General features: G+C 63.7%; 18 protein-coding genes. 7 read left to right on the top strand and 11 right to left on the bottom strand.

The annotated features are described in order from the left end of the window. Positions 1-46: 46 nt before the first annotated feature. The 4 genes from FZF13_RS13715 to FZF13_RS13700 form a co-directional block, all read right to left on the bottom strand. Entirely contained in the window at positions 47-1,141 is a 1,095-nt protein-coding gene (locus FZF13_RS13715; protein WP_024926734.1) for an ABC transporter ATP-binding protein, read from the bottom strand. Between the two features lie 2 nt (positions 1,142-1,143). Beyond that, the gene (locus tag FZF13_RS13710; protein ID WP_024926733.1) at positions 1,144-2,052 is read right to left on the bottom strand and encodes a carbohydrate ABC transporter permease; all 909 of its coding nucleotides are present in this window, start codon (positions 2,050-2,052) and stop codon (positions 1,144-1,146) included. Positions 2,053-2,054: 2 nt separating this feature from the next. Then, complete coding sequence (locus tag FZF13_RS13705; protein ID WP_024926732.1) at positions 2,055-2,945, bottom strand: carbohydrate ABC transporter permease; 891 nt, start codon at positions 2,943-2,945, stop codon at positions 2,055-2,057. Between the two features lie 96 nt (positions 2,946-3,041). Then, positions 3,042-4,280 carry an ABC transporter substrate-binding protein gene (locus FZF13_RS13700; RefSeq protein WP_024926731.1) on the bottom strand — a complete coding sequence of 413 codons (1,239 nt, stop codon included), beginning with the start codon at positions 4,278-4,280 and terminating at the stop codon, positions 3,042-3,044. Positions 4,281-4,625: 345 nt separating this feature from the next. Here FZF13_RS13700 and FZF13_RS13695 point away from each other — a divergent pair, with 345 nt between their 5' ends. Continuing rightward, positions 4,626-5,666, top strand: a complete 1,041-nt coding sequence (locus tag FZF13_RS13695; RefSeq protein WP_024926730.1) for a LacI family transcriptional regulator — start codon at positions 4,626-4,628, stop codon at positions 5,664-5,666. Positions 5,667-5,673: 7 nt separating this feature from the next. Here FZF13_RS13695 and FZF13_RS13690 read toward each other — a convergent pair whose 3' ends face one another. From FZF13_RS13690 to FZF13_RS13660, 7 genes are all read right to left on the bottom strand, one after another. Next, the gene (locus FZF13_RS13690) at positions 5,674-6,933 is read right to left on the bottom strand and encodes a S41 family peptidase (RefSeq protein WP_051515447.1); all 1,260 of its coding nucleotides are present in this window, start codon (positions 6,931-6,933) and stop codon (positions 5,674-5,676) included. A gap of 709 nt (positions 6,934-7,642) precedes the next feature. Beyond that, positions 7,643-9,052: an NADP-dependent phosphogluconate dehydrogenase gene (gene gndA, locus FZF13_RS13685; protein WP_036255317.1), complete on the bottom strand. Its 1,410-nt coding sequence runs from the start codon at positions 9,050-9,052 to the stop codon at positions 7,643-7,645. Positions 9,053-9,297: 245 nt separating this feature from the next. After that, a complete protein-coding gene (locus tag FZF13_RS13680) occupies positions 9,298-10,920 on the bottom strand; it encodes a copper resistance CopC/CopD family protein (protein WP_081766966.1) in 1,623 nt (540 codons plus the stop codon). Positions 10,921-10,976: 56 nt separating this feature from the next. Next, positions 10,977-11,498, bottom strand: coding sequence for a YcnI family copper-binding membrane protein (locus tag FZF13_RS13675; protein WP_024926359.1), 522 nt, complete (start codon positions 11,496-11,498; stop codon positions 10,977-10,979). A 37-nt stretch (positions 11,499-11,535) separates the two neighbouring features. Continuing rightward, positions 11,536-12,093 carry a copper chaperone PCu(A)C gene (locus FZF13_RS13670; RefSeq protein WP_024926360.1) on the bottom strand — a complete coding sequence of 186 codons (558 nt, stop codon included), beginning with the start codon at positions 12,091-12,093 and terminating at the stop codon, positions 11,536-11,538. Between the two features lie 104 nt (positions 12,094-12,197). Beyond that, positions 12,198-12,554 (bottom strand): DUF2946 family protein, encoded by a 357-nt coding sequence (locus FZF13_RS13665; protein ID WP_024926361.1) that lies wholly within the window; start codon positions 12,552-12,554, stop codon positions 12,198-12,200. Between the two features lie 136 nt (positions 12,555-12,690). Beyond that, positions 12,691-13,590 carry a GntR family transcriptional regulator gene (locus FZF13_RS13660; protein WP_024926362.1) on the bottom strand — a complete coding sequence of 300 codons (900 nt, stop codon included), beginning with the start codon at positions 13,588-13,590 and terminating at the stop codon, positions 12,691-12,693. Between the two features lie 227 nt (positions 13,591-13,817). Between FZF13_RS13660 and FZF13_RS13655 the strand changes: the two genes are divergently transcribed. The 6 genes from FZF13_RS13655 to FZF13_RS13630 all read left to right on the top strand — a co-directional run bounded on the left by FZF13_RS13655 (position 13,818) and on the right by FZF13_RS13630 (position 20,903). Beyond that, positions 13,818-15,323: a UxaA family hydrolase gene (locus FZF13_RS13655; protein ID WP_024926363.1), complete on the top strand. Its 1,506-nt coding sequence runs from the start codon at positions 13,818-13,820 to the stop codon at positions 15,321-15,323. A 52-nt stretch (positions 15,324-15,375) separates the two neighbouring features. Next, a complete protein-coding gene (locus tag FZF13_RS13650; RefSeq protein ID WP_024926364.1) occupies positions 15,376-16,392 on the top strand; it encodes an aldo/keto reductase in 1,017 nt (338 codons plus the stop codon). A 91-nt stretch (positions 16,393-16,483) separates the two neighbouring features. Beyond that, entirely contained in the window at positions 16,484-16,921 is a 438-nt protein-coding gene (locus FZF13_RS13645) for an RbsD/FucU family protein (RefSeq protein WP_024926365.1), read from the top strand. 254 nt (positions 16,922-17,175) lie between these two features. After that, positions 17,176-18,171 carry an ABC transporter substrate-binding protein gene (locus tag FZF13_RS13640; RefSeq protein WP_024926366.1) on the top strand — a complete coding sequence of 332 codons (996 nt, stop codon included), beginning with the start codon at positions 17,176-17,178 and terminating at the stop codon, positions 18,169-18,171. 213 nt (positions 18,172-18,384) lie between these two features. Next, positions 18,385-19,938 (top strand): sugar ABC transporter ATP-binding protein, encoded by a 1,554-nt coding sequence (locus FZF13_RS13635; RefSeq protein ID WP_024926367.1) that lies wholly within the window; start codon positions 18,385-18,387, stop codon positions 19,936-19,938. Beyond that, on the top strand, positions 19,935-20,903 hold the full coding sequence (locus FZF13_RS13630) for an ABC transporter permease (RefSeq protein ID WP_024926368.1): 969 nt from the start codon (positions 19,935-19,937) through the stop codon (positions 20,901-20,903). The genes FZF13_RS13635 and FZF13_RS13630 overlap by 4 nt, the downstream gene beginning before the upstream one ends. Positions 20,904-20,913: the final 10 nt, after the last annotated feature.

The following is a 20,913-nucleotide window of genomic DNA, read 5'->3' as shown; positions in this document are numbered from 1 at the left end:
TGCTGGGGGGTCTGCTTGTCGGGGTGGATTTTTGAGGTCTCGAGGGTCAGAGCCGGTTGCCGTCTTCGCCGAACAGCGAGGCGCGCAACGGATCGAAGCCGATCTCGACCTGTTCGCCGGTCCGCGGCGCCCGCTCGGAGGGCACGCGCACGGAAAGGCTCTGCGCGCCGAGCCGTCCCCAGACCAGCGTGTCGGAACCCATCGGCTCGACGACATCGACATTGGCCTTGGCCGAAAACGGCCAGCCCGAGCCGGAATTGAGGCCGATATGCTCCGGCCTGATGCCGAGCACCGCCGGCCCGGCAACCGGCTGGCGGTCGAAGGCGTAGGTGGAGAGCGGCACCGTCAAATCGCCTGAGGTGAAGCGCCAGCCGCCGTCGCCGTCCTCCAGCCTGCCGTCGACGAAATTCATGCCGGGCGAGCCGATGAAGCCGGCGACGAAGCGGTTGACCGGGCGGTTGTAGATCGCCTGCGGCGCGTCGAGCTGCTGGATCACCCCGCCGCGCATGACGGCGATGCGGTCGGCCAGCGTCATCGCCTCGATCTGGTCGTGGGTGACGTAGATCATGGTGTTGGCCAGCCGCTGGTGCAGGCGCTTGATCTCGACGCGCAGTTCCGAGCGCAGCTTGGCGTCGAGGTTCGACAGCGGCTCGTCGAACAGGAACACGTCGACGTCGCGCACCAGCGCCCGGCCGATCGCCACCCGCTGGCGCTGGCCGCCGGACAATGCCGCCGGCTTGCGTTGCAAAAGCGGCTCGATCTGCAGGATTTCGGCGGCCCGCGCGATGCGCTTGCCGATCTCTTCCTTCGGCGTGCCGGCGACCTTCAACCCGAAGGAGAGGTTCTTCTCCACGCTCATCTGCGGGTAGAGCGCATAGGACTGGAACACCATGCCGATGCCGCGGTCCTTCGGCTCCTCCCAGGTGACGTTCTTGCCCTTGATGAAGATGCGGCCGTCGGAAATGTCGAGCAGGCCGGCGATGCAGTTGAGCAGCGTGGACTTGCCGCAGCCCGACGGTCCGAGCAGCACGATGAACTCGCCCTCGGCGATGTCGAGATTGAGCGATTGCAGCACCGAAACCGTGCCGAAATTCAGCGACAGCTCCTGGATGGAAACGCTGGTGTTGGCGGTTGCGTCCATGCTCAGCCTTTCACCGCGCCGGCCGCGATGCCGCGCACGAACAATTTGCCGGAGACGAAATAGACGATCAGCGGCACCAGGCCGGTGAGCAGCGTGGCGGCCATGTTGACGTTGTATTCCTTCACGCCCTGCACCGAATTGACGATGTTGTTGAGCTGCACCGTCATCGGATAGGTGTCGGGCCGCGTGTAGACGACGCCGAACAGGAAATCGTTCCAGATGCCGGTGATCTGCAGGATCATGGCGACGACGAAGATCGGCACCGACATCGGCAACATGATGCGCAGGTAGATGCTCCAGAAGCCGGCGCCATCGACGCGCGCGGCCTTGAACAGTTCCTCCGGCAACGAAGCGAAATAGTTGCGGAAGAGAAGCGTCAGGATCGGCATGCCGAAGATGGAATGCACCAGCACCAGCCCGGTCAGGCTGCCATAGAGGCCGATTTCGCGCAGGATGATGACGATCGGGTAGAGCATCACCTGATAGGGGATGAAGGCGCCGACGATCAGGATGGTGAAGAACAGCTCCGAGCCCTTGAAGCGCCAGTTGGCGAGCGCGTAGCCGTTGACCGAGGCGATGGCGATCGACAGGATCACCGAGGGCACGGTGATGCGCACCGAATTCCAGAAACCGCGCGAAAGCCCATCGCAGTTGAGGCCGGTGCAGGCGCTGGCCCACGCCTTCGCCCAGGGCTCGAAGGTGATCTCCAGCGGTGGCGAGAAGATGTTGCCGAGCCTGATTTCCGGCATGCCCTTCAGCGACGTCACCACCATCACGTAGAGCGGCAAAAGGTAATAGGCGGCCACCACGAACAGCGTGCCGTAGAGAAAGATGTTGCGGCGCGAGAAGGCGTGCCGGGGTTTGGGTCCGCGCGGACCCTCGGCTGCCGGCAGAGTGGCGGACACAGCCATGGTCAGCGCCTCCGCCCGAATTCGAGATAGACCCAAGGCACGATGACGATGGCGACCGACAGCAGCATCATCGTCGAGGCGGCGAAGCCCTGGCCGAGATTCTGCGCGAAGAACATGTAGTCATAGACATATTTGGCCGGCACCTCGGAAGCGATGCCCGGCCCGCCGCTGGTCTGCGCCACCACGAGGTCGTAGACCTTGACGATGCCGGCCGCGATAATAACCAGCGTGGTGATGAGCACCGGCCGCATCATCGGCAGGACGATGAACAGATAGGTCTTCCAGGCCGGGATGCCGTCCACCCGCGCCGCCTTCCAGATGTCCTCGTCGATGCCGCGCAGCCCGGCCAGCATCAGGCACATGACGAAGCCGGTGCCTTGCCACAGCGCGGCGATCAGGACGCCGTAGATGACGATGCTGGAATTATAGAGCGGGTCGAAGGTGAAGCTTGTCCAGCCGAGCGAGCGCACCACCGCCTGCACGCCGAAATCCGGATTGAGCAGCCATTGCCAGACCACGCCGGTGACGACGAAGGACAGCGCGAAGGGATAGAGGAAGATGGTGCGCAGCGTGTCCTCGAAGCGGATCTTCTGGTCGAGCAGCGCCGCCAGCACGAAGCCGATGACCAGCGAGAAGATCAGCGACAGCACGCCGTAGATCGCCAGGTTCTCGATCGACACCAGCCAGCGCGGTGTCGCCCACAGCCGCTCATACTGGTCGAGCCCGACAAAGGTCAGCCGCGGCAACAGCTTGGAATTGGTGAAGGAGTAGAACACCGTCCACGCCGTGCCGCCGACGAAGATGACCAGTGCGGTGAGCACCATCGGCACCGAGGCGATCTTGGCGCTGAGGTTGCGGAACAGTCTGCTCGGTCGCTTGGTTGCGCTGGCCATGATGTCACCCGCCATGGGTCTGTCGAGCCTCTAGGTGTTCCGGCCCCGCCACGATGGCGGCGGAACCGGAAACCGGGAGGATGGGGCGCACCAGGATCAGTCCGCCTTGGCGATGATGGCGGCGAAGCGCTTCTGCGCCTCCTCGACGGTCAGGTCCTGCTTGGCGAAGAATTCGGAGAACAGGTCCTCCTTCTGCTTCTGCGTGTCCTGCGACAAAAGCTGGTCGGTCCACTGGATGACGCTGCCCTTGGCGAGGATGTCGAGCCCCTTCTTCATGCAGTCGTTGGCGGCCGTGAGGTCGACGTCGCCGCGCACCGGCAGCGAACCCTTCTTCAGGTTGAAGGCGACCTGCGTCTTGGGGTCGAGCAACGTCTCGGCCAGCACTTCCTGCGCCTTGGCCTTGTCGGCGTCCTTCAAAAGCGGGAAGTAGAAGGCATCGCCCGCGGTGGCGATGGTGGCGTTCATGCCAAGCCCGGGAAGGCAGGTGTAGTCCTTGCCGGCGACCTTGCCGGCCACCTGGAATTCGCCCTGCGCCCAGTCGCCCATGATCTGGCCGCCGGCCTTGCCGGTGATGACCATGTTGGTCGCCTGGTTCCAGTCCTGCACATTGGTGTTCTTGGCCATCTTGCGGGCGGCGTCGGCCGCCTTGAACACCTTGGCGATCTCGGGCCCGGCCGCGAAGGTGGCGTCCTTGTCCTTGTTCACCTTGAGGAAGGCGTCGGTGCCGCCCACCGCCATCATCAGCACGTCGAACGCTCCGGCCGCCTGCCAGGCCTGGCCGCCCACGGCGAGCGGCACGATGCCGGCCTTTTCCAGCGCGGGCGCGGCGGCGACATATTCGTCCCAGTTCTTCGGCACCGGCACGCCGGCCTTGGCGAAGGCCTCGTTGGACAGCCACAGCCACTGCCAGGAGTGGATGTTGACCGGCACGCAATAGATCTTGCCGCCGACCGTGCAGGAATCGAGCAGGCTCTTCGGCCGCACCACTTCGGTCCACTTTTCCTTGGTGGCGACATCGGTCAGGTCGCGCATCAGCCCGGCCTGGATCAATTCCTCGGCCTGGCGGCCGTGGTTGAACTGCGTGGCGCCCATCGGGTCGCCGCCGGTGATGCGGGAAATCATGATCGGGCGCGCCGTGCCGCCGGAGCCGGCGATCGCACCGTCCACCCATTTGTTGCCGGTCGCGTCGAATGCCTTGGCGAGTTCGGCGACGGCCGCGGCCTCGCCGCCCGACGTCCACCAATGGGTTACTTCGAGATCCGTCGCGTAAGCAGTTCCGGCGCAGCTGAGCGCGGTTGCGGCGGCCAGCGCGGCCGCCGTCATCATCTGTCTCATTTCGATTCCTCCCAAAATCTGAAACGTTACAGATTTTCGATAAGGCAATTGCGCCGCCATGGCAATACCCGCCGGTCGACGCTGCCGGACTATTTTTCGAAGATCGACAAAATTCGACATTTATGGAGCATTCAATCGATTTCGCGGCGCAATATCGGTTATTGCGGTGCAAACGACGCCATTCCAGGGCCCTTGCGAACCGGAAACCGCCCCGTCGGCCAGTCACCATCTGGAATATCTGTAACGTTTCAGTATATTAGTGTTTCAACGGTGCGCAGGGCCAGGCGACACATTCGACGATTGTCGTCGTCATCGGCGGCTGATATGCGCGCTGCGGGCAGGGCCATGGACAGATCGAGCCGCAATAGAGACGAGGACGAGACGGAGGCCGGCCGGCCGACGCTGAAGACGCTCGCCTTCATGACCGGCCTTGGCGTCACCACCGTGTCGCGGGCACTGAAGGACGCACCGGAGATCGGCGCCGAGACGCGCAAGCGCGTACAGCTCGTTGCCCGCCAGATCGGCTACCGCCCGAACCGCGCCGGCGTGCGCCTGCGAACCGGCAAGACCAATGTCATCTCGGTCGTGCTCAACACCTCAGAGCAGATCGGCGGCTTCCTATCCGATTTCATCTACGGCATTTCCGAGCAGCTGGCGGCGACGCCCTACCACCTGGTCGTCACGCCCTATTCGCACAACAACGACCCGATGGAGCCGATCCGCTACGTGGTGGAGACCGGTTCTGCCGACGGCATCATCATCTCGCGCACCGAGCCGCAGGACCCGCGCGTGCGTTATCTGACCGAGCGCGGTTTCCCCTTCGCCGCCCACGGCCGCACCTCGATGGGCATCGAGCATCCCTATCACGACTTCGACAATTACGCCTTCGCGCGGCTGGCGGTGCGGCGGCTGGCCGAACTCGGCCGCAAGCGCCTGGCGCTGTTGGCGCCGCCCCCCGCGCTCAACTATCACCGTCACATGCGCGACGGCTTCATCGACGAGATGGCCGAGCACGGCCAAAGCGAGGCGCCGTTCTCGGCGGTCGCCAGCGACAACACCATCGACGAGATCCGCAGCCACACGATCAAATTGATGCGCCGCACGGCCTGGCCGGACGGCATCGTCTGCGGCGCCGGCGGGCCGACCTTCGCGCTGATCGCCGGCATCGAGGCGGCCGGCTTCAAGCTCGGCCGCGACGTTGACCTCGTCGCCAAGGAATCCTTCAACCTGCTGCAATTGGTGCGGCCGGAAATCCATGTCGTGCACGAGGATTTCCGCCTCGCCGGCAGCGATCTCGCCACCGCCGTCATGCGCCGCATCGCCGACATGGCCGCCCCGCCGATGCAGCGACTGGTGGTGCCGACCGAGGTGATTGCGCCGAGGTAGCGCTTGTTCAGTTCGATGTCGTGCTAGTTTCCATCGCGCAGCGTCTTCGCTCCGGGGGCAGGAACCGGCGCCAAGGACTGACGCCGGAAAGCTGTCTCGTCATTTCCCCTATCGCGGCGTGGAGTTGCGGATCGTCTCCCATCGCATAGGGAACGAGCGTCTCCACAATCTCGTCTGGCATCACGCCTTTGCCCTCAAGAACCTCGTCGTCAACTCGGACCGTCCCGGCGGCCAACATCAAAAGACTATTGTCCGGGAGCAAATAGGCGCGTCCACCCAACACAGCCCCTGCGGTTTTCTTGCCAATGAGGGTAAAGCCGCGCCTTTTGATTGCGCAGGCCAACACCTCGCTATTACTGCGTGTTCCCTCGTCGACGAGGACAACAATTGGCTTGCGCCACGCCGTTTGCCACGGGAAACTTTGCCCATCTCGCATCGTGATGGATATATCCGAAAAATCCTCCAGTAGCATTGTCGGAAGTTCGCTCGAAAACCCACCCCAGCGCCCCCGTAGATCAAGGATCAAACCTTGAGCGCCGCTCAAAATCCCATCACGCAGCATCGCTTCCACAGCGTCATTGGTCTGCCGGGATGCAAGTGTCCAAAGCCTTAGATAGCCTATCTCATAGCCGCTATTTTCTACGATCCGACCGCTGGCTCTCAAAGCGTCGAAATACATCCTGACGGGTTGGATTGAAGTGACCGTCACCGGTATATTCATGGGCTGCGCATTGGCGGCGCGCCTCACCGTGACAGCCACGACTTTCCCCGCCTTACCCTTAAATGACCCGATCTCGTCGAAAGGCTTGCCATCGACAGCCAGAAGCTCGTCGCCGACGAGAATTCCAGCTTTCTGTGCCGCTGCTCCATCATACACGTCGGTGACGAAACGCTTGCCGTCAATGATGGCCGTGTTAAACGCGATACCGTCGTATTTGGCTTCGCCGTCTGGTGGGAACACCGACTGGTAGATACTTTTCCAAGGCCCGTAGATACCCGCCACCTCATAATAATCGACGGTTCCGGGCATGAAGCGGTGCGTATGAGATGCGTGCAGATCGGCCAAAGCCTTGTCGATATCCGCATTTGTCGGATGCTTGCCGGCGAACGACGGAAAATCGACCGGTTTATAAAAGTCGCGCTCGATGAACTCCTTGATGAGCTTGGTCACATCGTCGCCAACAGGTTCCTTGTCGGTTTTGCTCGCAGCCTGTGCCGCGAACGCCCAGCAAATCAGGATAGACGCTAAAAGCCAGCTTGCCCGCATGTTCCCCCCAAACCCGAAGCCAGCGAACGATAGCTCAACTCCGGTGCATCGCGAAGCCACTGCTCGCCAGCAACCAACGACACCCTCGTCCCTCGCAAGGGCAAGGCAATCCATACAGCTGCCAGTGGATTTCGAAGAGCGATCCATGCAGCCCGTCATTCCCGACCGCGTGAGCGAGGAACGAGCGGAGCGTGCCGGGAATCCATGCCTGAACGATGACGCGTCGGCGCGGCGCAAGATGTGGATTGGATGCGTGGAGGAAGACGCAAGCTCAAAGAAAGAACGCTGTCCGTTCAATCCCTTGCCGAAAACCGCACGAAAACCACGCCCGGATTTGCCCACACGTTCGGGGCTTGCACGACAATCAGCCCATCGCCCTCACGGGAACCTGGTGCGCACCGGGTATCAGGGAGGGCGCCGGTGCCGGACTGGCAGCGCTAACGGTGGCGCTGTCTGGTGACGAGCCCTAAGTCCGGGCCCTGGAAAAACCCGGCCGCCGAAAATGGCGGCTTCGAGGCCCGAAGTCTGCCGTCGCGAAGGACGGCGAGGTCGGTCCGGGGCAAGAACACTGGCGGGGCGCCCGGAAGGCGCCACGTACTATTACAGAGAGGCACCGACCCGGCGCCCCGCTTCCCGCCTCCCGCAAGGGGAGTGTTTTTTGACAATGGCCAGACTGCGAAAGCAGGGCGTGGCGGCGACGCGGCGCGCCTCAGCCCCACGGCCCGTGGAAAGCACCCGCCTCGTCGATGCGCTCGAAACCATGCGCGCCGAAGAAATCGCGCTGCGCCTGGATCAGGTTGGACGTGCCCCTGCCCTGGCGGTAGCTGTCGAAATAGGCGAGCGCCGACGACAGCGCCGGCACCGGCGCACCGGCCTCGACAGCGCGGGCCACGACGCGGCGCAAGGCGGGATGCGCCTGCTGCATCATCGTCACGAAGGCCGGCGCCATCAGAAGGTTTGTCGCCGCGTCGCCCGATCCGAAGGCTTCGGCCATGGTGTCCAGCATCTGCGAGCGGATGATGCAGCCCGCCCGCCAGATCTTGGCGATGGTCGGCATCGGCAGGTTCCAGCCGAATTCCTTCGAGGCGCCAGCCATCACCGCGAAACCCTGCGCATAGGCGGCGATCTTGCCGGCGAACAGCGCCAGTTCCAGATCCTTGAGCAGTTCATCGCGCGGTGCCGCGATCCTGGCGACGCCGCCGCCATAGACCTTTTCCGCCGCCAGCCGCTCGTTCTTGATCGACGACAGAACGCGCGCCGCCACCGCTGCCTCGATCGCGGTTGCCGGAATGCCGAGCTGCTGCGCCTCGATGACCGACCATTTGCCGGTGCCCTTCTGGCCGGCGCGGTCGAGGATGATGTCCACAACCGGCTTGCCGGTCTTCGCATCGTCGGCCTTCAGCACCTCGGCGGTGATCTCGATCAGGTAGGAATTGAGCCTGCCCTTGTTCCATTCGGCGAACACCGGCGCGATCTCCTTGGCCGCCATGCCCAGCCCGTCGCGCAGGATGCCGTAGATCTCGGCGATCATCTGCATGTCGGCATATTCAATGCCGTTGTGGATCGTCTTGACGAAATGGCCGGCGCCGTCCGGGCCGAGCCAGGCCGCGCAGGGCTCGCCCTTGAACTTGGCGGAAATGGCGGTGAGCACGCCTTCGACGCGGCGCCAGGATTCTTCCTTGCCGCCGACCATGATCGACGGCCCGTGGCGCGCGCCTTCCTCGCCGCCGGACACGCCCATGCCGATGAAGGTCAGGCCCGAGCCTTCCAGCTCCTTGAAGCGGCGCATGGTGTCGCGGAAATTGGCGTTGCCGGCGTCGATGATGATGTCGTTGGCGGCAAGTTCGCCGCGCAAGGCCGCGATCTGCTCGTCGACAGGGCTGCCGGCCAGCACCATGATGATGATCGGCCGTGGCGGGCGGATGGCGGCGGCGAGATCGGCCAGGCTCTCGCAGGGCACGATACGGCCGGCGAGATCGCCCGCCTTGGCGATGAAATCGTCGGTGCGCGACGGGGTACGGTTGTAGACCGCGATGCGGTGGCCTTTCTCGGCGATGTTGAGGGCGAGGTTGGAGCCCATCGTACCGAGGCCGATCAGGCCGATTTCGGCTTTTTCCATACTGTCCGTTCCTGTCTGCGAATTTCAATCATGCCGTCTTGGGTCAGGTATGATTGGCCTTCCGGGCCGGCTTCGTCAACAAGCCTGCCGTCGTAGTCCGCCGATACTTCAATCGATTAGGGTCACGGACACGTCGGTTAGAGCATCGTGCTTACCGAAAATCGGGAATCGATTTTCGGTAAGCACGATGCGCAGCTTCAAAGTGCTAGAGCGTCCTTTGCGCGTCCGTTCGGACGCGCGGCGCTCTAGGGACGGATATCGATCGGCCCTTCCAGTTTCACCATCTCGAAATCGGAAACCAGGATGTCGATACGCACGGTCCAGCGGCCGGCGAACGGCACGACGAGGCCGTCGACCCGCCAGGTTCCGTCGCCGGGCTTCATCGCGGCGCGCTTGATCGGCTCGATGCCGGCCTCGGGCCGCGACAGCACCAGCGTCACCTCCTTGGCGTCGAGCGGTCCGAAATCGCCGGTCATGACCATGATGCTGATCGAGACGGGGCCGGCATGGCCGGGAGTGACGGTGACGTCGGCCATCGCCTGCAGCGTCATCATATGGGTGGCGACCGGCTCGGCGGCGGCAATCGCCAGCGCGCGCGGCGGCGGCGTGAAGCGCCAGCCGGCGGCAACGCCGAAGATCGCCACCACGATCATGGTCTCGATCACGACCGAGCGGGCGAGCGCCTTGGCGGCACCGCCCTCGCCGGCCATTGCCAGCGCCGTCCACCGCCAGCGGTTCGCGCCAGCCAGAGCGAACAAAACGGCCAGCAGCGCCAGCTTGATCAGCAGGAGCCTGCCATAGGCGGTATCGACCAGCGCCGACGGCGTCCGCACCTGGACCACGGCGAGCACGACGCCCGCCGCCGCCAGCACCGCCACCACCGGCACAATCACGCGGGAAAAGCGCAACAGGAACGGCTTTGCATTGAGACGGTCCCGCCAAAGTGCAACCGCGAGCGGCACCAGCGCGCCGGCCCAGCCCGCAATGCCGACGCCGTGCAGGAAGACCATGGGACGTGTCAGCCATTGCGGTGCCGCGGCACTGGCGTGACCGCTCGCCGCCAGGGCAACGCCGACCGCGATGAGTGCGGCCGCCGAGAACGGCTTGTCGTCGCCGCGCGGCAGGGCGAGCGACAGAAGCCCGAGCCCGAGCGCGATGATACCGATGAGCACCGCCCAGGCGAAGCTGGTGCCGAAAGCGGTGCGCCAGACGATTGTCTGCGCGATCTGTTCGAGCGGAGCGCCGAGCGCGTCGAGCCCCTGCAGGCCGAGCGACAGTGGCGCGGCCGCCAGCCCAACGAGCAGCATCACCGCAACGAAGCGCTCGCCGTTGCGGCTGCCGCCCGCCAGCCAGGAGATGGCGAAGGCGCCGCCGATGCCGAGAAACAGGCCGAGATAGAGTACGACCTTGGCGGCCCAGATGGCTGGGTGCAGCCGGGCATCGACGATATCGGCGACCACGGGCGCCGCGCTGACCGCGCCGACGGAAAACAACAACGAGCCGCCGACCGGATGGCCGTCGGCCGAGATCACCCGCCAGCTCAGCACATGCGTTCCTTGCGCAAGCGTCTGCGGATTGTCGATCTCGATGGTCTGGCCGTTGCCACGGAACGAAGTCAGCCGCACCGGCGTCCCGTCGGAACGCACCAGCGTCAGGACCAGCGGCGAGACCGGCTCGCTGAAACTGAGCGAGAAGCTGGCCGGGCTTTGCGCCAGCATGGCGCCGTCCGCCGGCTCGGCCTTGACCAGCGAGGCATGCGCCAGCGCGGGGCTGACGCCCTGCCCGATCAGCCAGCCAGCCAGCATGGCGACCGCCGCAAGCATGCGGATGATGCTGGCGAAGCCTCGCGGAAAAACCAACCGTGTCATCGTCCCGACCCCATTGGGCTGGAAGCGGCGCGCCGTTGCCAGCGCGCCGCCCGCCGTCACTTTTTCGGCAACAGCTTGATGCCGGGAGCGGGATGCTCAAGCGCGTCCTCGTCCTGACCGACGGCCGGAATCTCGATCCAGCGCGCGGCAGCACCACCCTCGCATTCCTGCACGACCGGGAAACGCAACGTCTCGCCCACCGGCAGGTCGCCCGTCAGCCGCAGCCTCAGCACGAATTCGTCGTAGAATTCGTCCGGCAGGTTGCCGCCGCTCCAGTTGACCTCGAGCACGCCTTCGGAGACCGCTTCGCCCCACAGCGTGTAGGACTTGGTGTATTTGCCTTTCACCGTTTCCAGTTTCCAGCCGGCCTTCGGCATCGGCTTGGCGTCGATCGCCCCTTCGGGGATCTTGATGCGGACGGCCGTGGTCGCCTTGCCGTCGCAGCCATGCGGCACGCGGAAGACCGCCTTATAGGTGGAATCGACCGGTGCTTCCTTGGTCTCCAGCGAGACATGGGCGAAGGCAGCGACCGTGCCGAAGCCGGCGAAAAAACCGGCGAGTGTTATGGTTCTGAACATGGATATTCCTCTCGAAGAATGGCGATCACCCAACCGGTCAGTTGGCGTGCTCTTCCATCTTCATCCCATTGGCGCCCATCGCCTCGACGGCGAATTCGACCGCAACCGGACCGGCCTTTTCGAAGGTCAGCGTGGCAGCGAACTTTTCGCCCTGTTTCGGCTGCTTCTTCAGGCCGATGAACATCAGGTGGTAGCCGCCGGGGGCAAGCTTCAGCGTGCCGTTGGCCGGAATTTCCACGCCGCCATCCACCTTGCGCATGGTCATGACGCCGTCCTTGACCGTCATTTCATGCAGCTCGGACTTTTCGGAAATGTCGGAAGAAATCGAGACCAGCCTGTCCGGCTGGCTGCCGCTGTTGGTTACGGTGAAATAGCCACCGGCCACCTTGGCGCCGGCGGGTGTGGCGCGCGACCACGGATGTTCGATCTCGAGGCTGCCCGCCTTGAACTCATGCGCCGCCGCCATGTGGACACCGGCAAACAGCAGGGCGAAGGCGAAGATGGCGATGCCGAGGCGATCCCCAAAGGAATGCAAGAGCGAGGCCGACTGGCGATGAGACAGGGTGCGCGCGCGGGCGCGGTCGAAAATACGCATGGGAATGCTCCATGAAGGAAACTCGCACCGTTGCCGGATACGAAAAATAACTATTGCAGGGGAAGCGTGGCGGCGGCTGTCATGCCGTGGTGCCACGATAGCGATCAGGCCACGACCGGGGGCGCGCGCGGATTGCCGGGCGACCAATCGCGGTCGAAACCGAAGACGACGGCCGTCGGAAACACGACGGCGCTGGCCACCAGGGCAAGATCGTTGAACAGCGCGACGGTTTCGGGCGGAGCACCGAAGGCCGTCGAGAACATGGTGCAGCCAAGCACGCAGCAGGATTGCTGATGCTGTTGCGGCTGGTCGCCCGGCGGCAGCTGGGCCGTGCCGTCATGCGTACAGATGACATTGCCGAAAGCGTCGAGCTGGGCTGGATTGGGGCCGGCGCCGGCGGCGAAAGCACCGAGCAGCGATTGCAGGACAAGCACCCACGCGACGGCAAAGGCCGTCGGCATGCTCCATCTGCTGCGCCTGGCGATCACGCTGATGCGCCCTCCCTGTCCGATGCTCAAAGACCTATCATGGGCCGGAGATCGGGAAAATCTCCAAATTGCTGCTGCGGCAACAAGCCCGCACCGCGCAACAAGGCCTTCAGCCTCCGCTTTGGCGGCCCTCCGGCGTGGAATCCAGCAAGGTCTGGCGCGCCGATTTCAAATGCTGGCGGCAGGCGGCCGCGACCTTGACCGGATCGCGCGATTTCAGCGCCGCGATATAGGTCAGGTGTTCGCCCACCGCCGCCTCGTTGCGGCTGCGCTGGCCGGCCTTGTTCCACTGATAGTGGTAGTGGAAGATCATGGCGATGACGTCGTAGAAATCGACGATGAAACGGTTGCGCGACGCGCTGTGGATCAGCCGGTGGAAGCGCTCGTCCAGCTCGGAAAATTCCGGGTAGCGCACGGCGATGTCGCGCTCCAGCGCATGGTGCTCGATTTCCAGTTGCTCAAGATCACTCCAGACGGGGTTGTCGTCAGGCAGAGCGACGAAGGCAGCGGCCGAGCGCAGTTCGAACATCTCGCGGATATCGGCCAGCTCCAGCGCGAAGGCGCGGGTGAACCCCTTCAGCACCCAATGGCTGTTGGGGCGCTTCTCGATCAGGCCGAAGCGGCTGAAACGGATCAGGAATTCGCGCACGCTGGAAGTGCCGACGCCGATGTCGCGGGCGAGTTCCAATTCGTTGATCTGCATGCCGGCCTCGGCGTCCTCGGCCAGCAGGCGCCGCATGAAGGAACGCTCGATGATCTGCGACAGCGAGTCGGTTTCCTGCTCGGGAAAGAAGTCGTCCGGCCGAGGGCTGCGCAGCACCTTCTTGGCGCGCTTGTCCCAGGCGATCAACCCGTTTTCGGCCATGCGGGCGAGGATGCCGCGCACCGTGGTGCGGCTGACGCTGAGCGTGGCACCAAGCTCCGGCTCCGACGGCAGGTTGCTGTTCTCCTCAAGGAGCCGAAGGCAGCGGTTATACGCATCCTTGTAGACGTTGTTGTTCTTCGACATCCTGCCTCACCGCCTGTCTGGCAAGCGCTCCAGCGCATGACCCCGAAAACCGGAAGCGATTTTCGGAAAGGATCATGTGCCGAGTCAAACTGTTGGAACGTCCTTTGCGCGCTCCAATCGAAAATGCCAATTGACGCTCAAATGTTTTTTTACGATAAAAGACATTAGCTGCGGGATTGCCGCTGTCAATCCGGCTGCGACCCAGGACAACCCCAGGAACCGATGCCTTGACCGCCGCCAACTTGATCGTGCTCTCGCCTTCCGACAATGTCGTCGTCGCCAATGGCCGGCTGGAGAAGGATACGCCGCTGCCGGGTGGTGGCGTCACCGCGGACGCGATCGAATCCGGCCACAAGGTTGCGATCCGGCCGATCCCGGCCGGTGCCGCCGTCGTCAAATACGCCCAGGCCATTGGCCGTGCGACGCGCGACATCGCGGCGGGCGAGCATGTGCATTCGCACAATCTGGTGTTCGAGTCCGGCCGCATGCCGGTGGTGCCGCCTTCGGCCCCGCTGGAGGCTACCGACGCCGACAAGACCCGCACCTTCATGGGCTATCGCCGCGCCGACGGCCGGGCCGGAACCCGTAACTTCGTCGGCATCGTCGCCAGCGTCAATTGTTCGGCCACCGTCTGCCACGCCATCGCCGACCAAGCCAACCGCCGCCTGCTGCCGCTCTATCCCGGCATCGACGGTTTCGTGCCGATCGTGCACGGCCAGGGCTGCGGCATGAGCGCCACCGGCGACGGTATGATGGTTCTGCACCGCACGCTGGCCGGCTATGCGCGGCATCCCAATTTCGGCGGCGTGCTGATGGTCGGGCTCGGCTGCGAGGTCAACCAGCTGACTCTCTACGGCCAGAAAGGCGTCGCCGCCGGCAAGCGCCATTTCAACATCCAGGACGCCGGCGGCTCGCGCAAGTCGGTCGAGAAGGCGATGGGTGTGCTGACCGAGATCGCCGAGGAAGTCGGCAAGCTGAAACGCGAGCCCATCCCTGTCTCCGAGATCGTCGTCGGCCTGCAATGCGGCGGCTCGGACGGCATGTCCGGCATCACCGCCAATCCGGCGCTGGGCGCGGCTGTCGATCTGCTTGCCGGTGTCGGCGGCATCGGCATCCTTTCCGAAACCACCGAGATTTATGGTGCCGAGCATCTGCTTGCCTATCGCGCGGCGACGCCCGAGATCGCCACCAAGCTCGACGGGTTGATCAAGTGGTGGGAGAACCACACCGCCATGCATGGCGCCTCGATCGACAACAACCCCTCGCCCGGCAACAAGCGCGGCGGGCTGACCACCATTCTCGAAAAGTCTCTCGGCGCCGTCGCCAAGGGCGGCCAGACGCCGCTCAACGGCGTCTTCGCCTATGCGGAAAAGGTCACCGGCAACGGCCTCGTCTTCATGGACACGCCCGGCTACGATCCGGTCTCGGCAACGGGCCAAGTGGCGGGCGGCGCCAATGTGATCGTCTTCACCACCGGGCGCGGCTCCTGCTTCGGCAGCCACCCGACACCGTCGATCAAGGTCGCCACCAACACGACGCTCTTTACGGCCATGGAAGAGGATATGGACGTCAATTGCGGCGTCATCGCCTCGGGCGACAAGACCATCGCCGCGATGGGTCGTGAAATCTTCGAGCTGATCATCGAGACAGCTTCGGGCAAGAAGACCAAGAGCGAGGAATTCGGCTACGGCGACAATGAATTCGTGCCCTGGCATCTCGGCGCGACATTGTAGGCTTCGACAAGCAGCGGATGGCCGATCAACGGCCACGAATGGGAGCTCGTGCATGAAGACCCGCCGTATCGGCAACACCAGGCTTGATGTCACCGAAATCAGTTTCGGCGGCGCCTCGTTGGGCAATCTCTACCAGGCGGTGCCGAATACGGACGCGGAGGCGGTCCTCGACACCGCGTGGTCTTATGGCATCCGCTATTACGACACCGCGCCACATTACGGTTTCGGCCTGTCGGAACGTCGCTTCGGCGACTATCTGCGCACCAAGCCACGCGACAGCTACGTGCTGTCCACCAAGGTCGGCCGGCTGCTGAAACCGGTGCCCGAGGACCAGGTGCCGAAACTGGGCTTCGTTGACCCGCTGCCCTTCAAGCTTGACTATGACTACAGCTATGACGGCATCATGCGTTCGGTCGAATTCAGCTATGCGCGGCTCGGCCTGAACCGCATCGACATCCTCTATGTCCACGACATCGGCGTCTACACGCATGGCGTCGAGCTGACCAAGGTACATCTCAGCCAGTTGCTGGGCGGCGGCATCAAGGCACTGGAGGAGCTGAAATCGGCCGGTGTCATTTCCGCCTACGGGCTTGGTGTCAACGAGGTCGAGATCTGCCTGGAAGTGATGCGCCGCGCGCCGCAGGACTGCATCCTCCTGGCCGGGCGCTATTCGCTGCTCGACCGTTCAGCCGAGGCCGAACTTCTGCCGCTGTGCCGCGAAGCCGGCACCTCGCTGGTTATCGGCGGCGTCTTCAACTCCGGCATCCTGGCAACCGGCGCCAAAGCGGGCGCGAATTTCGACTACGGCCCGGCATCGCCGGACATCCTGTCGAAGGTCTCGGCGATGGAAACGATCGCCAGCAAGGCCGGCTATCCGCTGGCGACGGCGGCGCTGCAATTTCCCCTGCATGACCCGGCGGTGGCGACAGTGCTGATCGGCACCGCCAAGGCATCCAGCCTGAAGCGCAATATGGAACTGCTCGGGATCGACGTTCCCCGGCAAGACTTCGAGGCCTACCGCCCGCATGTGACGGTGCAATCGCCGCTGACGGGAGCCGTGCGCGAATGAGACGATTTTTGCCCCGCGCCCGGATGGATGGCGTAGCATCGAAGACCCGCCGTCCCGCCATGCGGACAGGCATTGCCATGGAGATCGCCTGATGCTGCGCGGCATTCACCCGCTTCTGGGACCGGACCTGCTGTATGCATTGCGCACCATGGGTCATGGCGACGAGATCGTCATCGCCGACGGCAATTTTCCGGCAAGCACGCTGGGACCGAAGGTCGTGCGCGCCGACGGGCTTGGCGGCGAGGAACTGCTGGAGGCGATCCTCACCCACATGCCGCTCGACACCTACGCGCCGGCCGCCGCTTTCCGCATGGCGGTGGTGGAAGACCCTGACCGCCTTCCCATCATCTGCCGGTCCTACCAGGGCATCGTCGACCGGCTGGCGGGTGCCTTCGTCGTCGCGCCGCTCGAGCGTTTTGCTTTCTACGAACGCGCGGCCAAGGCCGCCTATATCGTGGCGAGCGGCGAGCGCGCCGCCTATGCCAACATCCTGCTGAAGAAGGGGGTGCTTCATTCGGACGGCGGCTGAGCATTCATGCAGAAGACCGCTGGGCCGCGGACCTGAATTGGAATAAGCATTCCGCATTGACCTTGATTTGGAATTGATGCTTCATATCAAAATGGAAGCGGTGCGGAACGGGTTAAGGGAGGCGCCATGCTTGCAAGAACAGTTCTGATCCACTAAAAACCAATTGCTGTTTTTTATCGATAAAGTCCTGATTGGACATCGCCTATCCAGCAAGGACTTCGCGTAATCGACCGGGCGACTTTGGGAGGAAGCCTATGAAATTCGTGAAAAGCATGATCAACCGCCGGACAGTCGTGGCGCTTGCCGCCGCGTCGATGCTGGCCGGTGCATTCCACACGGTGCCGGCAACCGCTGCCGAAACCACCATTCCGATCATCGTGAAGGACACCACCTCCTTCTATTGGCAGATCGTCATGGCCGGTGCCCGCAAGGCCGGTAAGGACCTCGGCGTCAACGTGCCGGAGCTCGGCGCGCAGGCCGAAACCGACGTCAACGGCCAGATTTCGATCCTCGAAAACGCCGTTGCCGGCAATCCGGCCGCCGTCGTGATCGCCCCGACCGAGGCCAAGGCGCTCGGCAAGCCGATCGACGAAGCCGCCAAGAAGGTGAAGATCATCGGCATCGACTCCTCGGCCGACTCGAAGGCCTTCACCTCGTTCCTGACCACCGACAACAAGGTCGGCGGCCAGGTGGCGGCAGACGGCCTTGCCGCGGCAATCGGCGCGGCCAATGGCGGCAAGGTCGAAGGCAAGGTGGCGATCATCACCGCACTGCCCGGCGCCGGCTCGCTTGAGCAGCGCCGCGAGGGCTTCCTCGCGCAGGTCAAGGCCAAGTATCCCGGCCTCACGGTGGTCGCCGACAAATATGCCGACGGCCAGGCAACCACCGGCCTCAACATCGCGACCGACCTGATCACCGCCAATCCGGACCTGAAGGGCATCTTCGCGTCCAACCTGATCATGGCGCAGGGCGTTGGCCAGGCGATCGCCGAGAACAAGCTTTCCGGCAAGGTCGGCCTGATCGGCTTCGACAGCGACGAGAAGCTGATCAAGTTCCTCAATGACGGCGTCATCTCCGGCCTCGTCGTGCAGGATCCGTACCGGATGGGTTATGACGGCATCAAGACCGCGCTCGCCGCCTCCAAGGGCGAGAAGGTCGAGGCTTTCGTCGACACCGGCGCCAACCTCGTCACCAAGGCGAACATGAAGGAGCCCAAGATCGACGCGCTCCTCAATCCGAAGCTGAAATAGGCTCTCGGGTCGTTTCCGGGGCCGTCGCGGCCCCGGAAACACGCGCCGGAGGTCAAGAAGACTTCGGACGCGCAACTTCCAACCGGGATTGCCCGTCGCAGAGGCCGGGCTTCGTAGCCGAGCTACAATTTTGCCAAGGGCCTGCGAAAAACCTGTTCCGGCTCACGGTCCATGCGTTAGGCTACCCTTAGCGTGCCAATCGGGAGGATTGTCATGACGTCAGCGGCATTGCACCAGCATCCTGCCCCGGAACTGGAACCGGGCAAGGTGATCCTGGAACTGCGCGGTCTGGAAAAGCGATATCCCGGCACCCACGCGCTGAAGCCGATCGACCTGGCTTTCAGGGCGGGCGAGATTCACGCCATCGTCGGCGAGAACGGCGCCGGCAAATCGACGCTCATCAAGCTCCTGACCGGCGTTATGCCGCGCACCTCCGGAGACGTGATCTGGGAAGGCGCACCCGTGGCGCTTGCCACGCCGCATGAAGCGATGGCCCTTGGCATCAACGCCGTGCACCAGGAAGTGGTGCTGTGCCGCCATCTCACCGTCGCGGCCAACATGTTCCTTGGCGAAGAGAATGTCCGCTACGGCCTCCTGCAGCAGCGCGCGATGGTCCGCGACGCGCAGAAGATCATCAGCGATCTCGGTTTCAACCTGCCGGCCCATGTCGTGCTGGGCGGTCTTACCATCGGCCAGCAGCAGCTGATCGCCGCCGCCCGCGCCACCGTGCGTGGCACCAAATTCCTGATCTTCGACGAACCCACCGCCTACCTGACCCGCAAGGAGGCCGACCAGCTTTTCGCGCTGATCCGCCGCCTCAAGGCGGAAGGCGTGACCATCATCTATATCAGCCACCGCATGGAAGAGGTTTTCGAACTCGCCGACCGCGTATCGGTGCTGCGCGACGGCACCTATGTCGGCACCCGCGACATCAAGAAAACCGACGAAGCCGAGTTGGTGCGGATGATGATCAACCGCACCATCGAACAGATCTACCACAAGGACCAGTTCCCTGCCGGCAGGGTGATCCTCGAAACCAGACAGCTTTCCGGCAAGGGTTTCGAGAATGTCTCCATGACCGTGCGGGAGGGCGAGATCGTCGGCCTCTACGGTCTCGTCGGTGCCGGACGTAGCGAGTTCGTCACCGCCGTCTACGGTCGCCATCCGAAATCCTCCGGCACCATCCTTTGGGACGGCAAGGAGGTCAATGTCCGCTCCGAGAACGATGCGATCAAGCTCGGCATGGCGCTGGCGCCGGAAAGCCGTCGCGACCAGGGCTTGTGCCTCAACCTGCCGGTCGGCCTGAACCTCAACCTGCCGATCTACAAGCGCATCAGCAAGAACCTGCTGATCTCGGGCAGCGAGGAGGCCAAACATGCCGAGCAGCAGATCGCCGGCCTGCGCATCAAGACACCTGGGCGGCAGGCGCTCGCCTCCAGCCTGTCCGGTGGCAACCAGCAGAAGATCGTCATCGGCAAGTGGCTGAACCACGGCGCCAAGCTGTTCATCTTCGACGAGCCGACGGTCGGCGTCGATGTCGGCACCAAGGCGGAGATCTACCGGCTGTTCTCGACGCTGTTGTCGAAAGGCGCCGGCATCATCCTGATCTCGTCCTATCTGCCCGAAGTATATGAATTGGCCGACACGCTGCACGTTTTCCGCCGTGGCAAGCTGGTCGGCACGCACGGATTCCACACGGCCAGCCATGAGGACATCCTGACCGAGGCATTGGCCGAGAAACAAGAAAAACCGGGAGGACAAATATGAGCACCGAGGCGATCCCCGCTGAAAAGCCGAAACGCAACTACAATGCGTTGTTTGGCCTGACGCTGCTGGCGCTGCTGGTGCTGTTGTGGGTTCTGCTGTCCTTCTCGACATCGAGCTTCGCCACTGCCAACAACATCTCCAACCTGCTGCGCCAGGGCTCGATGATCGCCATCCTGGCGGTCGGCCAGACCTTCGTCATCATCACCGGCGGCATCGATCTTTCCGTCGGCGCGGTGGTGGGTTTCGCCACGGTGACGACGGCGATGCTGATCAATTCCGGGCTGCCGGTGTTCCTCGCCATCCTGATCACGCTGCTCATCGGCGTGGCCATCGGCCTCTTCCACGGTTTCGGCATCGTCAAGATGGGCCTGCCGCCCTTCATCATCACGCTGGCCACGCTCACGTCACTACGCGGCATCGGCCTCTTGATGACCAATGGCAATTCGATCTCGATCAACAACGACGCCTTCCAGGAATTCTCGCGCGGCTCCTTTGTCGGCATCCCCAATTTGTTCTGGATGGTGATCCTGGTCGGCGTGCCGGCCTATGTCTTCCTGCACCACACCAGATGGGGCCGCTACCTGTTCTCGGTCGGCTCCAATGCCGAGGCAGCGCGGCTTTCCGGCGTCAATGTCCAGCGCACCATCTATATGGCCTACACGCTGTCGGGCCTGTGCGCGGCCTTTGTCGGCGTGCTGCTGGCTTCCCGCATCGGCATCGGCAATCCGACCCAGGCCGAAGGCTGGGAGCTGCAGGCCATCGCGTCGTCGGTGATCGGCGGCACCTCGCTGTTCGGCGCCATCGGCTCGGTGCACGGGCCGCTGCTCGGCGCTTTCATCCTCGCCACCATCAACAACGGCGCCAACCTGCTCAACGTCAACGCCTTCTGGCAGCGCGTCATCACCGGCGCGCTGATCATCGTCATCGTCTATTTCGACGGCTTGAGACGCCGCGGCGGCAAGTAGCCATGAAAAA

The organism is Mesorhizobium terrae (genome assembly GCF_008727715.1).
Taxonomy (GTDB): Bacteria; Pseudomonadota; Alphaproteobacteria; order Rhizobiales; family Rhizobiaceae; genus Mesorhizobium; species Mesorhizobium terrae.
The sequence above is the reverse complement of the archived record's forward strand: the minus strand, read 5'-3'. Positions and strand labels throughout refer to the sequence as shown.

What these genes read in the sequence shown, in the direction of transcription:
- FZF13_RS13645 (WP_024926365.1), top strand. Translation starts at nt 16,484, where the DNA reads ATGCTGCGCGGCATTCACCCGCTTCTGGGACCGGACCTGCTGTATGCA.
- FZF13_RS13665 (WP_024926361.1), bottom strand. Translation starts at nt 12,554, where the DNA reads ATGCCGACGGCCTTTGCCGTCGCGTGGGTGCTTGTCCTGCAATCGCTG.
- FZF13_RS13690 (WP_051515447.1), bottom strand. Translation starts at nt 6,933, where the DNA reads ATGCGGGCAAGCTGGCTTTTAGCGTCTATCCTGATTTGCTGGGCGTTC.
- FZF13_RS13630 (WP_024926368.1), top strand. Translation starts at nt 19,935, where the DNA reads ATGAGCACCGAGGCGATCCCCGCTGAAAAGCCGAAACGCAACTACAAT.
- FZF13_RS13650 (WP_024926364.1), top strand. Translation starts at nt 15,376, where the DNA reads ATGAAGACCCGCCGTATCGGCAACACCAGGCTTGATGTCACCGAAATC.
- FZF13_RS13660 (WP_024926362.1), bottom strand. Translation starts at nt 13,590, where the DNA reads ATGTCGAAGAACAACAACGTCTACAAGGATGCGTATAACCGCTGCCTT.
- FZF13_RS13710 (WP_024926733.1), bottom strand. Translation starts at nt 2,052, where the DNA reads ATGGCTGTGTCCGCCACTCTGCCGGCAGCCGAGGGTCCGCGCGGACCC.
- FZF13_RS13700 (WP_024926731.1), bottom strand. Translation starts at nt 4,280, where the DNA reads ATGAGACAGATGATGACGGCGGCCGCGCTGGCCGCCGCAACCGCGCTC.
- FZF13_RS13670 (WP_024926360.1), bottom strand. Translation starts at nt 12,093, where the DNA reads ATGCGTATTTTCGACCGCGCCCGCGCGCGCACCCTGTCTCATCGCCAG.
- FZF13_RS13695 (WP_024926730.1), top strand. Translation starts at nt 4,626, where the DNA reads ATGGACAGATCGAGCCGCAATAGAGACGAGGACGAGACGGAGGCCGGC.
- FZF13_RS13635 (WP_024926367.1), top strand. Translation starts at nt 18,385, where the DNA reads ATGACGTCAGCGGCATTGCACCAGCATCCTGCCCCGGAACTGGAACCG.
- gndA (WP_036255317.1), bottom strand. Translation starts at nt 9,052, where the DNA reads ATGGAAAAAGCCGAAATCGGCCTGATCGGCCTCGGTACGATGGGCTCC.
- FZF13_RS13680 (WP_081766966.1), bottom strand. Translation starts at nt 10,920, where the DNA reads ATGACACGGTTGGTTTTTCCGCGAGGCTTCGCCAGCATCATCCGCATG.
- FZF13_RS13715 (WP_024926734.1), bottom strand. Translation starts at nt 1,141, where the DNA reads ATGGACGCAACCGCCAACACCAGCGTTTCCATCCAGGAGCTGTCGCTG.
- FZF13_RS13705 (WP_024926732.1), bottom strand. Translation starts at nt 2,945, where the DNA reads ATGGCCAGCGCAACCAAGCGACCGAGCAGACTGTTCCGCAACCTCAGC.
- FZF13_RS13640 (WP_024926366.1), top strand. Translation starts at nt 17,176, where the DNA reads ATGAAATTCGTGAAAAGCATGATCAACCGCCGGACAGTCGTGGCGCTT.
- FZF13_RS13675 (WP_024926359.1), bottom strand. Translation starts at nt 11,498, where the DNA reads ATGTTCAGAACCATAACACTCGCCGGTTTTTTCGCCGGCTTCGGCACG.